The 16649-nt window shown below is 72.9% G+C and carries 13 protein-coding genes and 1 pseudogene; 6 read left to right on the top strand and 8 right to left on the bottom strand.

Features of this window, described 5'->3' with window-relative positions; all coding sequences use genetic code 11:
- Positions 1 to 151: 151 nt before the first annotated feature.
- Entirely contained in the window at positions 152 to 1711 is a 1560-nt protein-coding gene (locus ACFXGA_RS20910; RefSeq protein ID WP_378090280.1) for a polysaccharide lyase family 1 protein, read from the bottom strand.
- 330 nt (positions 1712 to 2041) lie between these two features.
- On the opposite strand from ACFXGA_RS20910, the gene ACFXGA_RS20905 reads away from it, so the two are divergent.
- Positions 2042 to 2854 carry an MBL fold metallo-hydrolase gene (locus ACFXGA_RS20905; RefSeq protein ID WP_378090278.1) on the top strand — a complete coding sequence of 271 codons (813 nt, stop codon included), beginning with the start codon at positions 2042 to 2044 and terminating at the stop codon, positions 2852 to 2854.
- Here ACFXGA_RS20905 and ACFXGA_RS20900 read toward each other — a convergent pair.
- On the bottom strand, positions 2851 to 3708 hold the full coding sequence (locus tag ACFXGA_RS20900) for a PaaX family transcriptional regulator C-terminal domain-containing protein (RefSeq protein WP_378090276.1): 858 nt from the start codon (positions 3706 to 3708) through the stop codon (positions 2851 to 2853). The two genes, ACFXGA_RS20905 and ACFXGA_RS20900, sit on opposite strands and share 4 nt — an antisense overlap.
- A 123-nt stretch (positions 3709 to 3831) precedes the next feature.
- Here ACFXGA_RS20900 and ACFXGA_RS20895 point away from each other — a divergent pair, with 123 nt between their 5' ends.
- From ACFXGA_RS20895 to ACFXGA_RS20885, 3 genes and pseudogenes are all read left to right on the top strand, one after another.
- The gene (locus ACFXGA_RS20895; RefSeq protein WP_378090274.1) at positions 3832 to 5676 is read left to right on the top strand and encodes a cellulase family glycosylhydrolase; all 1845 of its coding nucleotides are present in this window, start codon (positions 3832 to 3834) and stop codon (positions 5674 to 5676) included.
- Positions 5677 to 5911: 235 nt separating this feature from the next.
- Positions 5912 to 6202, top strand: a pseudogene (locus tag ACFXGA_RS20890) (DUF6055 domain-containing protein); the annotation flags it as partial.
- Positions 6203 to 6322: 120 nt separating this feature from the next.
- Positions 6323 to 7468, top strand: coding sequence for a hypothetical protein (locus tag ACFXGA_RS20885; protein ID WP_378090272.1), 1146 nt, complete (start codon positions 6323 to 6325; stop codon positions 7466 to 7468).
- Here the strand turns inward: ACFXGA_RS20885 and ACFXGA_RS20880 are convergent.
- From ACFXGA_RS20880 to ACFXGA_RS20855, 6 genes are all read right to left on the bottom strand, one after another.
- Entirely contained in the window at positions 7457 to 8368 is a 912-nt protein-coding gene (locus ACFXGA_RS20880; RefSeq protein WP_378090270.1) for a bifunctional methylenetetrahydrofolate dehydrogenase/methenyltetrahydrofolate cyclohydrolase, read from the bottom strand. The genes ACFXGA_RS20885 and ACFXGA_RS20880 overlap by 12 nt on opposite strands.
- Complete coding sequence (locus ACFXGA_RS20875; RefSeq protein WP_378090268.1) at positions 8365 to 8973, bottom strand: cyclodeaminase/cyclohydrolase family protein; 609 nt, start codon at positions 8971 to 8973, stop codon at positions 8365 to 8367. The genes ACFXGA_RS20880 and ACFXGA_RS20875 overlap by 4 nt, the downstream gene beginning before the upstream one ends.
- A 612-nt stretch (positions 8974 to 9585) precedes the next feature.
- On the bottom strand, positions 9586 to 11034 hold the full coding sequence (locus tag ACFXGA_RS20870) for a serine hydrolase domain-containing protein (RefSeq protein WP_378090266.1): 1449 nt from the start codon (positions 11032 to 11034) through the stop codon (positions 9586 to 9588).
- 280 nt (positions 11035 to 11314) lie between these two features.
- Positions 11315 to 12484 carry an MFS transporter gene (locus ACFXGA_RS20865; protein ID WP_378090264.1) on the bottom strand — a complete coding sequence of 390 codons (1170 nt, stop codon included), beginning with the start codon at positions 12482 to 12484 and terminating at the stop codon, positions 11315 to 11317.
- Positions 12484 to 13143, bottom strand: a complete 660-nt coding sequence (locus ACFXGA_RS20860; protein WP_378090262.1) for a GntR family transcriptional regulator — start codon at positions 13141 to 13143, stop codon at positions 12484 to 12486. The genes ACFXGA_RS20865 and ACFXGA_RS20860 overlap by 1 nt, the downstream gene beginning before the upstream one ends.
- Before the next feature lie 99 nt (positions 13144 to 13242).
- A complete protein-coding gene (locus tag ACFXGA_RS20855; RefSeq protein WP_378090291.1) occupies positions 13243 to 14373 on the bottom strand; it encodes a YncE family protein in 1131 nt (376 codons plus the stop codon).
- A gap of 353 nt (positions 14374 to 14726) precedes the next feature.
- Here ACFXGA_RS20855 and ACFXGA_RS20850 point away from each other — a divergent pair, with 353 nt between their 5' ends.
- Entirely contained in the window at positions 14727 to 15902 is a 1176-nt protein-coding gene (locus ACFXGA_RS20850; RefSeq protein ID WP_378090260.1) for a PucR family transcriptional regulator, read from the top strand.
- 46 nt (positions 15903 to 15948) lie between these two features.
- The gene (locus ACFXGA_RS20845) at positions 15949 to 16644 is read left to right on the top strand and encodes a TetR/AcrR family transcriptional regulator (protein ID WP_378090258.1); all 696 of its coding nucleotides are present in this window, start codon (positions 15949 to 15951) and stop codon (positions 16642 to 16644) included.
- Positions 16645 to 16649: the final 5 nt, after the last annotated feature.

The following is a 16649-nucleotide window of genomic DNA, read 5'->3' as shown; positions in this document are numbered from 1 at the left end:
TTGAGGCGCATCGGTTCCTCCGGTCCGTCGGCTGGGTCGCGCAGTGTGTCCAACGACGCGTGCCGCGAATCGGTGCGCGCCCGGTCCGACGAGCCGTTCACCGGCACGGCGCGGCCACGTCGTGCCGGTGAACGGTCACCCGGTCGGCCGATCAGCCGATCTTGCCGACGCCCGCGCCCGCCGTGACGGCGGCCTTGACGGTGTTCGGGTCGTCGAGCGCGTAGGCGTAGTAGTCGCGCGGCTCCTGCACGGTGCCGCTGCAATCGGGTCGGCCCGACTCGCCGACGAAGACGTTGTCGCGCGCGACGCAGCGCCCGCCGGGACCGGCGTAGCTGTTGCTCACGGGCTCCTCGACGTCCTCGAAGTAGTTGCCCTCCACCACGCAGCCCGAGTCGGCCTGGCACGCCACGCCGACGTCGGTGTTGTAGACGTAGTAGTTGTTGAACACGTGCACCGGCTCGCCGAACCGGACGCGCGGGTTGCGCTGCGGGGTGCGGTCGAACCAGTTGTGGTGGTAGGTGACCTTCAGCCGGCCGACGTCCTGCGCGCCGTTGCCGTCGTCGTGGCCGAGCAGCATGTTCTTGGTGTGGTTGTGGGTGTGGTTCCACGACACGGTGACGTAGCTGGAGCCCCGCTTGATGTCGATCGCGCCGTCGTAGCCGTTGGACAGGTCGTTGTGGTCGATCCACACGTGGTGGGAGAACATCTGGACGTTGATCGCGTCGTCGGCCCAGTTGCGGAACACCAGGTTGCGCACGATGACGTTGTGCACCGCGTCGGCGGGCGGCGAGGTGGCGTCCGAGACCGGCAGGCCGATGTTCAGCCCTCCCCCGGTGAGGCCGGAGTTCGCGCCGATGCCGACGATCGTCTTGTCCGAGGTGACGTTGTGCATCGGGCCGGGCAGCGCGAGCATGCCGCGCACGCAGATGTTCAGCGGCCCGGTCTGGGCGATGGCGGCCAGGAACTCCGCCGCCGTGTCGACCTCGATCGTGGGGCCGCCCTCGCCGCCGGTGGTGCCGCTCTGGCCCCACGCGGTGACCGAGGCGAACCCGGTCGGGCGGCCGGAGGTGGCGCACGTGCCGGGTTGCTGCGTGGTGGTGGTCGTCGTCGTGGTGCCGGTCGGGCCGCCGGGCCCGGCCACGTCGGTCACCAGCACGTCGTCGAAGGAGGCGGCGGCGTAGTGGGTCGCCAGGCCGACCCGGCCGCTGCCGAAGGCGGCGTCGGTGGCGGTCACGACCTGCGCGCCGTCGACGAAGCCGCGCAGCGTGGCGCCGAACGCCTCCAGCCGGAGCGTGCGCCAGGCGCCGACGGTCACGGCGGCCGGCGCGGAGGCCAGCGGGGTGAACCCGCCGCCGACCCGCTTGCCGAGCACGACCGACCCGGCGTTGGACAGGCCGAGGTAGTAGTAGTTGCCCGTGTTCTGCGCCCGCGCGATCACGGCGACGTGCCGGTTCGCGCCGTTGAACGCGGTCGGTTTGACCCGCGCCTGCACCGACTGGCCGGACCAGGCCGTGCCGGCCAACGTCCGGGCGTCGGCGCTGGCACCGGACTGCCGCAGCGCGCGCGAGCCGTCGGTGACGACCGACCAGCTGCCGCCGCTGGAACCCCAGCCGGCCGCGTCGCCGTCCTCGAAGTCGTCGCCGAACAGGGTGGCGGCCGATGCCGAGGGCACCAGCACGAGCGCCACCGCGACCAGGAATCCGCTCGCCACCGCGGCGAGCGAGGCTAATCTCCGATTGCTCAAACCGAGCCTCCTGAGTGGTGAACCGGGCGTTTCTCGACCGATTCCGCCGTGCCCGTTCCGTTCACGTCGATGAATGGGTTCATGCTGGTGAACAGTGGTGGGCGACGGCTGCCGACAAACGGAGGCGGCGGTTGGCGGCACGCTGTCGAATGGGTGTGCATTTCCTGTCGCCCGAAGGTATCGGCTCGTTTCCGGGACGTCAACGGCAGGTCACACTGAGGTACTGCGGAACAATCGCGGAAAAGGCCGGAAAAGGTGACGCGGACCGTCCTGCCGCGCTCCTCTAGGCTGCGGCGGGTGACCGACGGACGATGGATCGACGTGGCCGACGGCGTGTACGCCCGCCGCTACGAGGAGCTGGACCTCACCGTCGGCCTGGTGGTCGGCGGGACCGGTTGCCTGGTCGTCGACAGCCGGGGCGACGTGGCGCAGGGCGCGGAGCTGGCCGACGCGGTGCGGGCGATCACGCCGCTGCCGTGGACGCTGGTCTACACGCACGCGCACTTCGACCACTGCTTCGGCACCGCCGCGTTCCTGCCGTGCGACGTGTGGGCGCACGACGGGTGCACGGCCGACCTCGCCGCGCACGGCGAGGCCGAGCGGGCGCGGCGGATCGCCTCCTACCGCGCCGAGGGCAAGCCCGGGATCGCCGAGGCGCTGGAGCGCACGACGATCACCCCGCCGAACCGCGTGCTGCGCGACGACGTGGACCTCGACCTCGGCGGCCGGCCGGTGCGGCTGGCGCACCCCGGTCCGGGGCACACCGACCACGACGTGGTGGTCCACGTGCCGGACGCGGGCGTGGTGTTCGCCGGCGACCTGGTCGAGCACGGCCCGCACGGCTGGACGGCGGACTCGTTCGGCTCCGACGCGCACGTGCGCGAGTGGCCCGCCGCGCTGGACGCGGTGCTGGCCCTGGAGCCGCGCGTCGTGGTGCCGGGCCACGGCGACCCCGTCGACGCCGCGTTCGTCGCCCGGCACCGCGACGGCCTGGGCCGGCTGCTGGAGCTGCGGGACGCCGTCGCGGCCGGGGAGGTCGCCGAGGACGACGCGCCGGCGCGGTCCCCGTACCCGCGGGACGTGACGCTGGCCGCGCTGGCGACGACCTAGGCCGGGCCGTCGACGGGGATCGCGTCCAGGACGGACTCCGCGATCGACCGGGCCGGCCGCTTGTACGCCTCGGCGAGGGTGTGGAAGACGTGCTGGGCGCGGATCGCGGGCCAGTCGTCGGGCAGGTGCTCGGCGGGCAGCCGGGGATCCTGGCGCACGAGCTGGAGCCACTCGGTGTGCAGCAGCAGTTGCCTGGCCAGGTCGTCGGGCGCGTCGGCCAGCGGCCGGTCCCGGTCCCAGCGGCGCAGGAACGCGCGGTAGCGCTCGGCGATGGCGGGCACGTCGAACGCGGTGCGCGCGATCTGCTCGGCCTCGGTCGGCTTGGCGGTGTGCGCGGTGAACACCTTGAGGTAGTCGCTCAGGTCGAGGTCGGCGACCAGGGTGGGCACGTCGACCACGCCGGGCGCGACCCACAGCCCGTTCTGCAGCGGCCCGAATCCGCCCCAGACCAGGCGGGACCGCAGGTCGTGCCGCTGGCTGCGCCAGGACTCGGGCAGCGAGAACCCGACCATGGTCCAGGTGCCGTCCCAGTCGCCGTTGATCGCGCCGCTGCGCCAGATCCGGTGCTCGCCGTCCTCCAGCACGGCCGCCGAGCGCGCGGTGAGCCCGAAGTACATCCGCCGGCCGTTGCGGTGCCGGGCCAGCAGGTCGCGCTTGACCATGCGGGTCAGCGTGGAACGCACCGCCTCCTCGGAGACGCCGACCCGCGCGAACACGTCGATGACGCTGCCGGAGAAGACGGCGATGCCCCGGTTGAGCACGTGGATGCCGAGGAAGCTGAGCATCAGCGACTGCGGCCGGACCGATGCCTCCTGTCCACGGCCCTCGGCCTGCGGGTCGTCGTGCGGGATCACCGGCCGAGCGTATCCCGCGGTGTCCGGGGCCGCCGCCGACGGCGGTTGCGCGGCGCGACCGTTCCGCTACGCTGAACGTGAAACGCCTTCATCTTCGGTGCGGTCGGGCGAAGGGTGGACGCGGTGAGGCACGTGGTGCTCGTGGTGGTGCTCCTGCTGGCGTCGCTGACGGCGCCCGCCGCCGCCGCCGTGCCGGGCGGGCTGTGGTTCGACGACTCCCCCGTCGTGGTGGCCGACGGCGCGTTCCGCGACGGGCACGGCCGCGAGGTGGTGTTGCGCGGGTTCAACGTGTCCGGCACGGCGAAGCTCGCCGAGCACCGCGGCCTGCCGTTCGCGAGCACCGCCGACGCCCGGTCCGCCGCGGTCGCGCTGCGCCGGCTGACCGGGGCGAACGCGGTGCGCTTCCTGGTCACGTGGGCGTGGGTGGAGCCCGAGCCGCGCCGGATCGACCACGGCTACCTGGACCGGGTGGCCGAGCAGGTCACCGCGTTCAGCGACCAGGGCGTCCGGGTCTACGTGGACTTCCACCAGGACCTGTACTCGCGGCACCTGTTCAACCGGGACAGCTGGTACACCGGCGACGGCGCGCCGGAGTGGGTCGTGCGCGCCGGCGGCTACCCCAGGGAGTCGTGCGGGATCTGCGTGCACTGGGGCCAGAACATGAAGAACAACAACGCGGTCACCGCCGCCGTGCACGACTTCTGGCACAACCGCGAGCTGACCACCTCCGCCGGTCCGATCCGGGTCCGCGACGAGTTCCTGCACCAGGCGGGCGAGGTGATGCGGCACCTGAAGTCCGCGTTGACGCCGGAGGCGTTCCGGCTCGTGGTCGGCGTGGACCCGCTCAACGAGCCCTACGCCGGCCGCTACGACCCGGGGCAGGACGGCGTCTCCTGGGAACGCGACCTGCTCGTGCCGTTCTACCGGCAGTTCCGGCAGCGGATGGACGAGGTGGGGTGGGCGGACAAGCCCGCGTTCGTCGAGCCGCTGGTGTTCTGGAACCAGAACGTGGACTTCTTCGCCGAGCCGGGCGGTTTCCCGGCCGTGCCCTCGCTCGGGCCGCGGTTCGTGTTCAACGCGCACTTCTACGACGGCAAGGCGCAGTCGGGCCTGCTCAAGCCGGGCAAGGCGGGCGACGGCGAGTACGCGGCGGACTTCGGCCGGATCAGGGACCGCGCGGCGGCGTTGGGCACGGCCGGGATCGTGTCGGAGTTCGGGCACCCGGTCGCCGGCTTCACCTCGGACAAGAACCCGTCCGTGCTCAAGGCGATGTACCAGGCGCTGGACTCGCGGCTGCCGGGCGCGGGGTGGTGGGCGGGCGCGGCGGGGTCCGGGCCGGTGCTGTCGGGCAGCCAGTGGCACTGGGACGTGAACTACGGCCGCCACCACGAGCTGATGAACGACAATCCGGACAAGGTCCGCACCGAGGGTGACGCGATGAACGACGAGCACTTCTCCGCCGTGCGGCTGGACGACGGCGGCGACCCCGTCCTCATGGTGGACGGTCGGGTCGTCGACCGGCTGTTCCCGCGTGCCGTCGCGGGCCGGACGGCGGCGTTCGCCTACGAGGACCGCGCCCGTGACGGCGGTGCGGTGCTGTCGTGGAACCGGGTGCCGGACACCATGCCCGCGGTGCGCGCCCTGGTCGGGACGGGCCGGTTCGGCGTGCTGGTGTGGCGCGGCAACGGCGTCGCGGCCCCGACCGAGCTGCACCTGCCGTCGTCGTTCCCGCTCGCGTCGACCACGGTGGTCAGCGACCTCGGCGCCGTCACCGGGCCGCCCGCGTACACCGGGGGCGAGCCGGTGGCCGTGGCGCCGGAGCCGGGCGTCGCGGGCGTGCACCGGCTGCTGCTGTCCACACGCGACACCGGCGTGCACTTCGCGCTCGTGACCGAGGCCGCGCCGACCGGGCCCGCGGACGCCGCGCGGGCCGAACTGGCGGCCTGGGTGGCCGCCACCTTCCGTTAGCGACGGGTCCGGAGAACACCGATCCGGCCTGGCACGCGTCCTTGCCGAAAACCTTCTCGTCGGTCATGGTGACGAAGCGGGTCCGCCCGCGGTCACCGCGTCGCAGTGGTTCGACGTCGTTCGTCGAACGCGGTCGACGGGGCTGACGAAGCGTTTCCGGTCGTGATCGCCGCCGACGCCGGGAATTCCCTGGAGGAATCGAGTGGAAGGTGTTCGACGGTAGTACACCACGGACCGCGACCGCCTGGCGATGTCCAACCGGCTGTGGAACGAGGCCCGCAGCACCGAGCACCCGTTGGAGGTCTACCGGCGGATCACCGGCATCGGCCAGGCCGAGCTGAACCGCCGCGTCGGCGAGTACGCCACCCGCAACGACGGCGGCCTGGTCGAGGCGGTGGACGCGGGCGCGGGCCACTTCCGGATGAACACCAGGGCCGCCCCGTCCGACTACGGCTTCAACAACAAGCTGGTGGCCCGCGACGGCGCGCTGGTCAAGGTGCGGCGGAAGCGGGTCGTGTCCCCCTGACCGCACACGGGGTTCCGGGCGCGTTTGCGCTGTCCGGACGACGCCGCAGCGACCGGGTCGGGACTACCGTAGGAATCGATCAAGTACCACCCGACCTGGACATCTCGCAACGGAGCGACCATGCCCGAGTTACGCGGGTCGTTGGCCGTGTTGGCCCTCGCGACCGCCCTCCCCTTCGTTCCCGCACCCTCCGCGGTCGCCGACACCACCCCCACGATGGTCGTCGGCGAGCTGCAGTCCCTGCCCGGTTTCGCCAACCACTACGTGGTCGGCATGAACGACCTCGGCCAGGTCGTCGGCAGCGCCCAGGACAACGGCGTGGCGCGCGCCGTGCTGTGGTCGCCCGGCGGCGGCGCGACCGACCTCGGTCCCGGCATCGCCCGCGCCGTCAACGAACACGGCCAGGTGATCGGCCTCGAGTTGCGCAGTGCCGGCACGCCGTACCGGAACAAGGCGTGGATCTGGTCGGGCGGCGCCCGCACCGTCGTCGCCCCGCCGACCGCCGCGTGGTCGCTCGCGCCGGCCATCAACGAGGACGGCGTGGTGCCGCTCAACTACTCGACCTCCTCCACGCGGCAGCAGCACGACCACGCCGCCGTGCTGGCGAACGGTCAGTACACCGACCTGGCCCTGTCCGGGCCGGACCTGTGGGTGTACGGGATCAACGACGCCGGCGTGGTCATCGGCAGCTACGCGTCGGCCGCCAACCAGGACTTCGCCGCGGTCCGCTGCACGGTGGACACGTGCACGCGCCTGCCCGGCATCCCCACCGGCTACGGGCCCTACATCCCGGAGGCGATCAACGAGTCCGGGGTCGTCGTCGGCAACCGGGCCACGATCGCCCTGCGGTGGGAGGGCGACGAGGTCACCGTGCTGTCGGAGAACGGCCGGGTCACGCACGGCGAGCAGGCGCTCAACGAACGCGGCGACGCGGTCGGCTGGACCGCGGACGCGAACGGCTTCCACCGCGCGGTGCTGTGGCCCCGCGACGGGAAGCCGGTCGACCTCGGCGTGCCCGCGCCGTCCGAGGCCGTCGCGATCAACGAGCGCGGCGACGTCGTCGGCTACACCGCGGGCACCGGCACCGACCGGCCCCGCGCGTTCCTCTGGCGGGACGGGCAGGTGACCTACCTGGAGCCGTTGGCGGGCGACTACAGCATGCCGATCGCGATCAACGACCACGGCGTGGTCGTCGGCCACAGCTCCGCGCCGGACGGCACGGAGAAGCCCGTCCGCTGGACCCCGAGCGCCGCCTCATTCGGCTAGCCGGGCGTTGCGGTAAAGGCGGACGGCGTTGCGCATCGCCATGGTGACCGTCATCGACCCCACGCGGGGGACGAACACCGAGGCGCGGTCCACGATGTCGTCGGCGAAGTTCTTCATCGTGGAGAAGTTCAGGCACACCGCGCCCGGCTTGATCTCGTCCGCCCGCACGAGCGGGAAGTCGCGGGACGGCACACCGGTGACGACGACGTCCGCCTCCGCCAGGGCGGTGGCCCGGTCGACCGCCACGGCGTCCACGTGGTGGCCCTGGATGCCCGCCGCGTGCCGGAACACGAGGGAGCCGCCGAGGTCGAACGACGTGACCTCGGCGCCGTCGTTGGCCAGCATGGCGGCCAGCGGGCGGCCGACGATCTCGCTGCGGTTGAAGACGCACGCCTTCACCGACGCCAGCGGGGTGTCGGCCGGGCCGCGGAACGCGCCGGCTTCGCCGAGCAGCTTCATCACGGCCAGCGGGGTGCACGGCAGCACGGCCCGCCGGGTGCCCGCGTCGTCGATGAAGCGCCGGTTCTCGTAGAGGCAGCGGCTCCAGAACGAGTGCAGGCCCTCGACGTCCTTGCGCGGGTCGACCAGCTCGCGCAGCCAGCGGTCGCGTTCGGGGTCGCGGACCGGGTAGTAGACGAACACGCCGTGCACGCCCTCGTCCGCGCTCGCGTCGCGGACCGCGGTCTCGATGTCGTCGGCCCGCGGTGTGCGGAGGTCGAAGTCGATGCCGACCTCGGCGCACGCGCGCCGGGTGTACTCGGCGTAGGTGCGCGCGGGCCGGTCGCCGTCGACCAGGAAGCCGACCACGGTGAGGCGGTCCGGGATCGCCGCGAGGTCGGCGCGGATCTCGGCGCGGATGGACTCGGCCAGCTCGGCCGGGTCGATGGTGCGGGCGGTCATCGGGGTTCCTCCGGGGTGCGGTCGATGCGGGCGTGCGCGGCCTCGGCGGCGCGGCGCAGCGCGTCGAGCCGCGCGGTGAACGCGGGCGCGTCGTCGCCCATCTGCGCCACGTTCGCCTCGGCGCCGCGCAGGGTGGCGAGCACGGACCCGAGCAACAGGTCGGCCCCGGCACGAACGTCGCTCACCACCGGGCCGGCGACCAGCGGCAGCACGGAGAACGCCCACTCCAGCGCCTCCACGGCGACCGCCGCAGCGGCCAGTGGCCCTTCCGTGGCCGCCGCCGACGCCGCCGCCACCGCGGCCCGCCGGGTCGCACGCTCCTCGTCGGTGCCCCGCGGCAGCCGTCGCGCCCGCAGGTAGTCCTCGAACAACTCCACGTCGCGGTCGGCGGCCGGCTCCAGCCGGTCGAGCAGGGACCTGCCGGTCGCGATCGCGTCACCGACCGCCGGGTCGCGGCGGGCGGTGATCTCCAGGGCCATGAGCACCAGCGCGCAGCCGAACGCCGCCGTGACGGCCGCCACCGAGCCGCCGCCCGGCGTCGGACTGGCGCTCGCCGTCCGCGCACGCAGGTCGGCCAGGGTCACGTCCCACAGGCTGTCACTCACCCGACGATCTTCGCGTGCCTCGGCGTCGGCTGCCACAGCGCGTGGTCCACGCAACGCCCGGTCCGGTGCGAGCCGGCCGTCGGCCCGGACGCCGGCGTGATCGTCGCGCACCTCGCCGAGCCCGCCGGCCCGGCGACGACAGCCGGCCGCCGGCACCCGCCCCGGCCTTCACGAGAAGCTCTCAGACCGCGGATCCCGTCGCCGGCGTGGCGGCACGACCCGATGGACGCGGGTAGGCCCGAACCGGACGATCACTCGGGGGTAGCCGATGTCGCCACGGCCTCACGGACCCGGCCGGGCAGGGTGGTGGCAGCCAGGATCGCGGGCCAACCGCTTCCACCCACGCCGACGCTGGACCGAGGCCACCATCGCCCAACCCTGCGACCAGTTTGCCCACGGCCAGGTCCAAGGGCTCGAACAGTCCTCCTTCCTCGCTGCCGCCTCTCCCACTGCCTCTCCCCTACTGCCTCCTTCCTCGCTGCTTCCCGCCCTCACTGCCGTCTTCTCCGCGCTGTCCGCAACTCGCCCGGACCATCACGCCCCCGGTCCCATCCCGCCTCCGCCGGGCCCGATGGGCTCACGCGGGGGCTCGCGGCGGCGGCCCGTTCGCCGTCACCGCGGTGCGAGCGGTCTTCGGAGGGCGAATGCCCTCGTCACGAGCACGGCGGCGCAGCCGAGGGTCGTGACGCCGAGCAGGAGCATGAAGGTCGGGTACAGGTAGAGCACCTGGAGCCAGGCCACGTCCCGACCCCGGTAGAGGTAGCCCACGACCCGGTGGATCGTCACCAGGAGCACCAGGGGCAGGACCCACGGCAGCAGCCGGGCGACCGTCCACAGGTTCCGGGACCGCCGCGCGGCCCAGCGCCGGGACCGGACCACGCCGCGGGCGGTCAGCGCGACAACTGCCGCCGTCAACACGAGCAGCACCACGTCGGTGACGACGTACGGGTCGTCCACCGGTAAGGGCGGCCGTCCCTCGATCAGGGCAATGAGGCGTTCGCCGATCGCCTGGGCGTCGCCGTACTGGAGGCCGGTGTTCGCCAGGACCGCGATGCCGTAGCCGGAGCCGGGGAGCAGTGCCTGGTACGCGGTCGAGGTGAACAGGTCGCCGCCGTGGTCGACGAGCGGCGCGCCGGACGGGGTCGTGCCGATGAACCAGCCCAGGCCGTAGGAATCCGACACGGCGGACGGGGTGTGCATCGCGGTGATGCTTTCGGGGGTGGCGATCGAGGTCCCGTCGGGGCCACGGCCGCCGTTGTGCTGCGCGATCAGCCAGGCGGCCAGGTCGTGGGCCGACGTGAGCACGCCGCCGGATCCGTTGCCGAAGGCCGGTGGCTCGGGTAAGGGGACCGCCGCGCCGAGCACCTTCAGGTGGCCGCGGGCGCTGGGCGGCAGATCGCGTTCGGTGTCGACGGTCCGGCTGTCGCGCATGCCGAGGGGCGCGAACACGTGCTGCCGCAGGTAGTCGGCGAACGGCACCCCGGCGACCACCTCCACCAGCCGGGCGGCGACCTGGAAGTTCGGGTTGTGGTAAGCCCACGCGGTGCCGGGGGCGGCGGCCAAGCGTGCGTCGCGCATGGCCGCCACCGCCTCGGTCAGGGTGTCGACCCTCGGTCCGCTGAAGGAGCGGAACGTCGTGTCCGACAGGCCCGAGGTCTGGTCGAGGAGTCGGCGCACGGTGATGTCCGCGGCGCGCGGGTCGGCCGGGGCGAACTCGGGCAGGTGGTCGCGCACCGGGTCGTCGAGCCGGATCCGCCCGCTCTCCGCGAGCTGCACCACCGCCAGCGCGGTGAACGACTTGCTCACCGACGCCGCCGCCATCACCGTGTGCTCGGAGACCGCTTCCCCGTCGGGCGTGTGGCCGTAGCCGGCCGCGTGCACGACGGTGGGGCCGCGGATGACGACCACCGCCACACCGGGCAGCGCGGTCTCCTCGCGGTAGCGCCGCACGACGGCGTCGACGGCGGCGGCGTCCACGACGGGTTGCGCCGCGACGGCTGGAGCGACCGGGGTGAGCGGGGCGGCGAAGGCGATCAGGGCGGGGAGCAGTGAGGTGAGCACGCGGTCAGTTTCGGCGTTTCCCGTTGCCCTGTGATCGGACCGTGGTCTGAGATCCTCGCGCCCTGGATCGGACTACGGTGTCATCCTGGTCCAGGCACGGCTCGCCCCGACCGCGACCGCTCGTGCTCGACGCGGTGGCCGTGGACGCGGTCGTCGGTCGGACGGTCCGCGATCGACGACCCCGGCGCTCGGGAATTCCGCTGCTCGGCCGCGGGAATCGGCCTGGTGCGTCGCGCTCACCGCGGATTGGTTCCTCAAGAACGAGGCGGGGTCGCCGGCGCTACTGCGAGGTCGAGTCGGGTGGCCGTCGGCCGGCCGCGACGCCGGCGGCGGTCAGGCCGGCAGCGGTCAGCACGAGCACTCCCGCGGCTCCCGTGCCGGCCGCGAGCAACCCTGCCGCGCTGGGCACGACGACCTGGCCGAGGCGGTTGCCCGTGAGGCGCAACGACATCGCCCGACCGCGCAGCCCCGGCGGCGTCGCCTCCGCCAGCCACGACATGGTCAGCGGCTGCCCGACACCCAACCCGAGGCCCACCACGACCACGACCACGCCCAGCAGCCACACGGGCATCGGCACGGCCGCCGCCGCCAGCCCGACCGCCGACAACGCCACACTGCCCGACAACAGGCGACGCCGACCCAGCCACCCGGCCAGCCGTCCGAGGAACAGCCGTGACGTCATCGACGCCGCCGCACGAGCCGCGAGCAGCACGCCCACCACGCCGGACGGGATACCGCGCTCGGCACCCAACGCGGGCAGGTACACCAGGGTTATGTCGACGGCCGCGATGACGACGCAGCTCACCGACAGCGTCCGCACCAGCCCGGGTCGCCGCAGCAGGTCCCGCACGCCTTCCGGAGCACCATCCACTGTGGACGCCCGGCGGACGGCGGGCGAGCGCAGCGCCACCGTGACGCCGATCAACCCGACGGTGATCGCGAACGCCACCAGGAACACGGTGTCGGTGCGCGGGATCGTCCGGTCACCGCCGAACAACAGGATCAGCCCGGGTCCGACCGCCTGCCCCAACGACGCGGCGAACGTGTAGTAGCCGAACGCCGCGTCGTACCGCGCGGTCTCGGTCGTGTTCGCCACCAACGCCTGCTGCGCCACCACCGAGCACAGGTGCCCCGTACCCAGCAGCACGCTGCCGACGAGCAACCCCACCACCCCGCCGCCGACGAACGCGAACGTCCCGGCGGCGGCGCACATCAGCACCGCGCCCGCCAGCATGACCCGCCGTTCGCCCAGCCGGTCCACCGCGTGCCCGGACGGGATGGCCAGCACCAGCGGCGCGACCGCGAACCCCGCCGACAGCACCCCGAGCCACCCCGTCGGAACGCCCAGTTCCAGCGCGCGGTAGGTGGCCGTGGGACGCAGGACGAACGTGACGAGCTGCACCAGCACGGTGTGCGTGAGCAGCACCGCCGTCCGCCCGCCGCCGGCCATCAGGTCGCGCCCAGCCGGGCCGCGGCCTTCGCGCCGAGGCTCGTGGAGACGTGCCGGCGCATCACGTCGGCCGCCGCGTCGGCGTCGCCCGCGGCGACGTGCTCCACGAGCTGCCGGTGCTCCGCGGCCTTCAGCTCGGCCTCCTCGTCCTCACGGCCGTCCGCCAAGGCGAGCCGGCGGTACCGGTCGGCCTTGTCCCACAGACCTTCGAGCGTGGCGATGAGCAGGTTGTTGTGCGACGCGCGGTAGAGCGCGGCGTGGAATCGGCGGTGCGCGGCGAGGTCCGCGGTCCGGGGGTCGCGCCGCAGCGGTTCCAGCCCGCGCAGGGCCGCGCGCAACGCGCGGAGGTCCGACTCCGTGCGGCGCAGGGCCGCGAGCGAGGCCGCCAGCGGGTCCAGCGACGCGCGCACCTCCAGCAGGTCGCGGGCCTCCGCCGCGGTCAACTCGGTGACGCGGGCGTCGCGGTGGGCGTCGAGTTCGACCAATCCTTCCGACTTCAGCCGCCGCAGCCCTTCGCGCAACGGCGTCGTGCTGATGCCGATCGTGCGCGCCAACGTCGCCTGGTTCAGCACCTGACCGGGCGCGAACTCGCCGGAGAGGATCTTCTGCCGCAGCGTCGTGTACGCGAAGTCGCTCTTCGTCGTGAAGGGCTCAGCCATCACCACCTCCTCGCTATAGGTTATAACCTATAGCATGCCTCCGGACAGACAAAGGCGGTGGTCAGCGCCCTGGAGGCACCGACCACCGCTCGGCTGTCGTCAGTTCGCGGGGCCGGTCCAACCGGCCGGCACGTGGCCGATCCGCACCCGCTGCGGGTGGTCGCCCACCGGCACCGAGACCAGCTTGCGCCCGGTGGCGAAGTCGATCGCGGTGACCTGGTCGGCGCCGCTCTCGGAGATCACGCAACTGCGCCCGTCACCGCTCACGGTCGCCCAATAGGGCTTGGAAGCGGGCACGAGCGCGCTCTCCCGCAGGCTCGCGCGGTCCACGACCACCGCGTAGTCGTCCATGGTCCCGGCCACGCACAGCTTGTCCCCCGCAGGGCTGATCGACATGCCGTGGTGGCGCGAGTCGTTCACCCAGGTGGTGCGATCCGGGCTCGTCGCGGGGTTCTTCGGCAGTTCCTTCAACCGGGTGATCCGGTCCGCGGCCACGTCGTACTCCAGGAACCCGTGGAAGAACGACACCTGGAAGTACAGCTTCGACTCGTCGGGCGTGAACGCCACCGGCCGCACGGAGTCGGACAGGTCCGAGCGCCCGAACGCGTCCAGCCTCGGCCGCATGTCGATCACCTTGACCTGCCGGAACGTGGTCGTGTCCACGACCGTGATGCGCCGGTCGCCCTTGGTGAAGTCCAACGCCGGGTCGTCCAGCGCGGTGTTGACCTCGCCGATGGACATGTTCCACAGGTACCGGCCGTTGTCGGTGAACACGTTCTCGTGCGGCTTGTCGCCGGTGGCGAACGAACCGACCTCGCGCCCCGTCTCGATGTCCAGCACGTGCACCGTGTTGGACGTCGAAGCCGACACCGCGACCCGCCGCCCGTCGGGGGAGACGGCCATGTGGTCGGAGCGGAAACCGGACACCGGGAAGCGCCAGTTCACCCGGCCGGTGGCCAGGTCGATCGAGACCACGTCGGCGAAGCTGGGCCGGGAGGCGACGACCGCGCGCCCGTCCGGCGTCGTGTACATGTCGTCGACGAACTGGTCGTGCCCTTCGCCGGGACCGGACCGGATGCCGAGGAAGAACGCCAGCCTGATCGGGTTGAGGTAGATCTCCCAGAGCCGCTCCTGGCGATCCGGGATGATGTTCACCCGGCCGATCTTCGCGAAGTCGCCGCTGGAGGCGATCACGTCGGCGGTGCCGTCCCAGTTGTTCCCGACGAACATCACCTCGCGCAGCGCCGTGCCCGAGGGCGGGGCGGCGGACGCGGCCGGCGCCAGGCCGGCGGTCAGGGCGCAGGCGGCCAGGGCGCCCAGCAGCCGGGCGCGCTTCCGCCGGGTCGAAACGGGTTTTTTGTCCACGAGAACTCCAAACCGGATGCGCGAGTTGTCACATCCGTGCAGGGTCGAGTCGTGCGCGTCGATCGCCGGACTCGCGTCGGGCCCCGAGCCCGGCGGGACTGTTACCGTTCAGTAGGAAAGGAATACCGGCTCGCGGCCCGCCCGCGGTAGGGGCCGACGCCCAACGAGCCGGGCGCTCGTTATGCCACTGCCACAACGTCGCGGCGGGAGGAGGAGCGGTGTCGGCAGCCCACGACCGCGGACGACTGCTCGGAGAAGTGATCAGGGGCATGGCCGCCGACCGCGGCGTCGTGGACGAGCTGGTGCGCGCCGCCCGCGGCAACTCCCCCGAGGTGGCCCGGTTGCCGGAAGCGGAGAACCGCCGCCACGTGGAGGTGCTGCTGGCGATCGGGCTGCACTTCTTCGAGCGGCCCGACGAACCCGGCGCGCAGGACTTCCAGGCCGCCGAGGCGCTGGGCGCGGACCGGGCGGCGCAGGGCATCTCCATCGACGGGCTGCTGCGCGGCGTCCAGGCGGGCCGCACGGAGGCGATGAGGATCGCCATCGCGCGCAGCCGGGACGCGGGCGTGCCGGACGAGGTGCTGCTGGCCGGGATGGTGGACCTCGACCGCTACACCGGCGCCCTGGAACGGCACGTCATCAACGGCTACCACACCGCCGAGCTGGAGCTGTCCCGCACGAACCGGGACGCCAACACGCACCTGCTGCGACGGCTGCTCCTGCACGGCGACGGCGCGCACCCGGGGCCCGAAGAGTTGCGCCGGGCGGGCCTGTCTGCCGACGGGGCCTACCACTGCCTGGTCTCCGACGTGACGCAGCCCGCCGAGGCCCGCGCGCTGGAGCAACGCCTGCTGGAGTTCGGCGGCGTCTACGGGTTGGTCGACGGGCGGCTGACCGGGTTGGCCGCCCGCCGCCCCGACCCGGTCGCCCTGCCCCGCGACGTCCTGCTGGTGGCCGCGCCCGCGACCGGGCTGCCCGCGTTGCGCGACGTGCACCCGCTGTGCGTGGCGGCCCTGCGGCTCGCGGGACGGGCGGGACTGCGCGGCGTGCGCGACCTCACCGACCTGTCCGGCGAGGTCGCGCTGGCCGCCCAGCCCGTCCTCGCCGACCTGCTGCGCGGCACGCTGGCGGGCCTCGACCGCGACGACGACTTCCACCGCGAACTGGTCGCCACCGCCCTGGTCTACCTCGACCACGGCCAACGCCTCGGCCACGCCGCCGCGGCGTTGCACGTGCACCCCAACACCGTCCGGTACCGGCTCGACCGCCTCGCCGAACTCACCGGCACGCCGTGGGACGACAGCGCGCCGACGGTCCTGGGCACCCTGCGCCACTGGTGGGCCCTGCGGACCTGGCTCTACCACCGGCCGCGCACCCGATCGGATCATCGCTAACGAGTATCTGTTGTCAACGATCCACCGCAGTGTTACCGTCGCTAACGTGGACAACAGATCAGCGATCCTGTCGGCAGCCTCCGAACTGCTGCAGAGCTCGCCCAACGGCGACATCTCCACGCGTGCCGTGGGCGAGAAGGCCGGTGTCCAGCAGCCGGTCATCTACCGGCTGTTCGGCGACAAGGACCGGCTCCTCGCCGCGGTCGTCGACCAGGGGTTCGCGGAGTACCTCGCGGCCAAGCGCGCCGCCGTGCCGACCGACGACCCGGTGGCCGACCTGCGGCGCGGCTGGGACGACCACACCCGGTTCGCGCTCGACCACCCCAACGTGTACCGCCTCATGTACACGCCCCGACTGACCTCGCGCCCCGCGGCGGTCCGCGAAGCTCACGCGCTGCTGCGCGGCGTGCTCGAGCGGATCGCCCACGTCGGCCGCCTCGCCGTCGACCCGGACCTCGCCGCCGAGATCGTGCTGTCCACCAACAGCGGCGTCGCCCTGGCGCTGCTCAACAGACCGGAGACCGACCGCGACCCGGCGCTCTCGGTCCGGGTCCGGGAGATCGTCCTCCCGGGCATCCTGACCCCCGAACCCGACACCGATCCCGCGACCGTGCCGCTCACCGTGGCGCAGGCCGCGACCACCCTCGCGGCGCTGCTGCGCGCCGACCAGCCGAAGTCGTTCAGCCCTGCCGAACTCGGCCTCCTCACCCAGTGGCTGACCTACCTCGCCACCAAGCCGTGACCACG

The organism is Actinosynnema sp. NPDC059335, from assembly GCF_042752395.1.
GTDB lineage: Bacteria > Actinomycetota > Actinomycetes > Mycobacteriales > Pseudonocardiaceae > Actinosynnema.
This window is presented reverse-complemented; position numbering and strand designations above follow the sequence as displayed.

Excerpts from the sequence above, each read along its gene's own strand:
- ACFXGA_RS20855 (WP_378090291.1), bottom strand. The coding sequence starts at position 14,373 with ATGTTCGTCGGGAACAACTGGGACGGCACCGCCGACGTGATCGCCTCC.
- ACFXGA_RS20880 (WP_378090270.1), bottom strand. The coding sequence starts at position 8,368 with ATGACCGCCCGCACCATCGACCCGGCCGAGCTGGCCGAGTCCATCCGC.
- ACFXGA_RS20860 (WP_378090262.1), bottom strand. The coding sequence starts at position 13,143 with ATGGCTGAGCCCTTCACGACGAAGAGCGACTTCGCGTACACGACGCTG.
- ACFXGA_RS20865 (WP_378090264.1), bottom strand. The coding sequence starts at position 12,484 with ATGGCCGGCGGCGGGCGGACGGCGGTGCTGCTCACGCACACCGTGCTG.
- ACFXGA_RS20885 (WP_378090272.1), top strand. The coding sequence starts at position 6,323 with ATGCCCGAGTTACGCGGGTCGTTGGCCGTGTTGGCCCTCGCGACCGCC.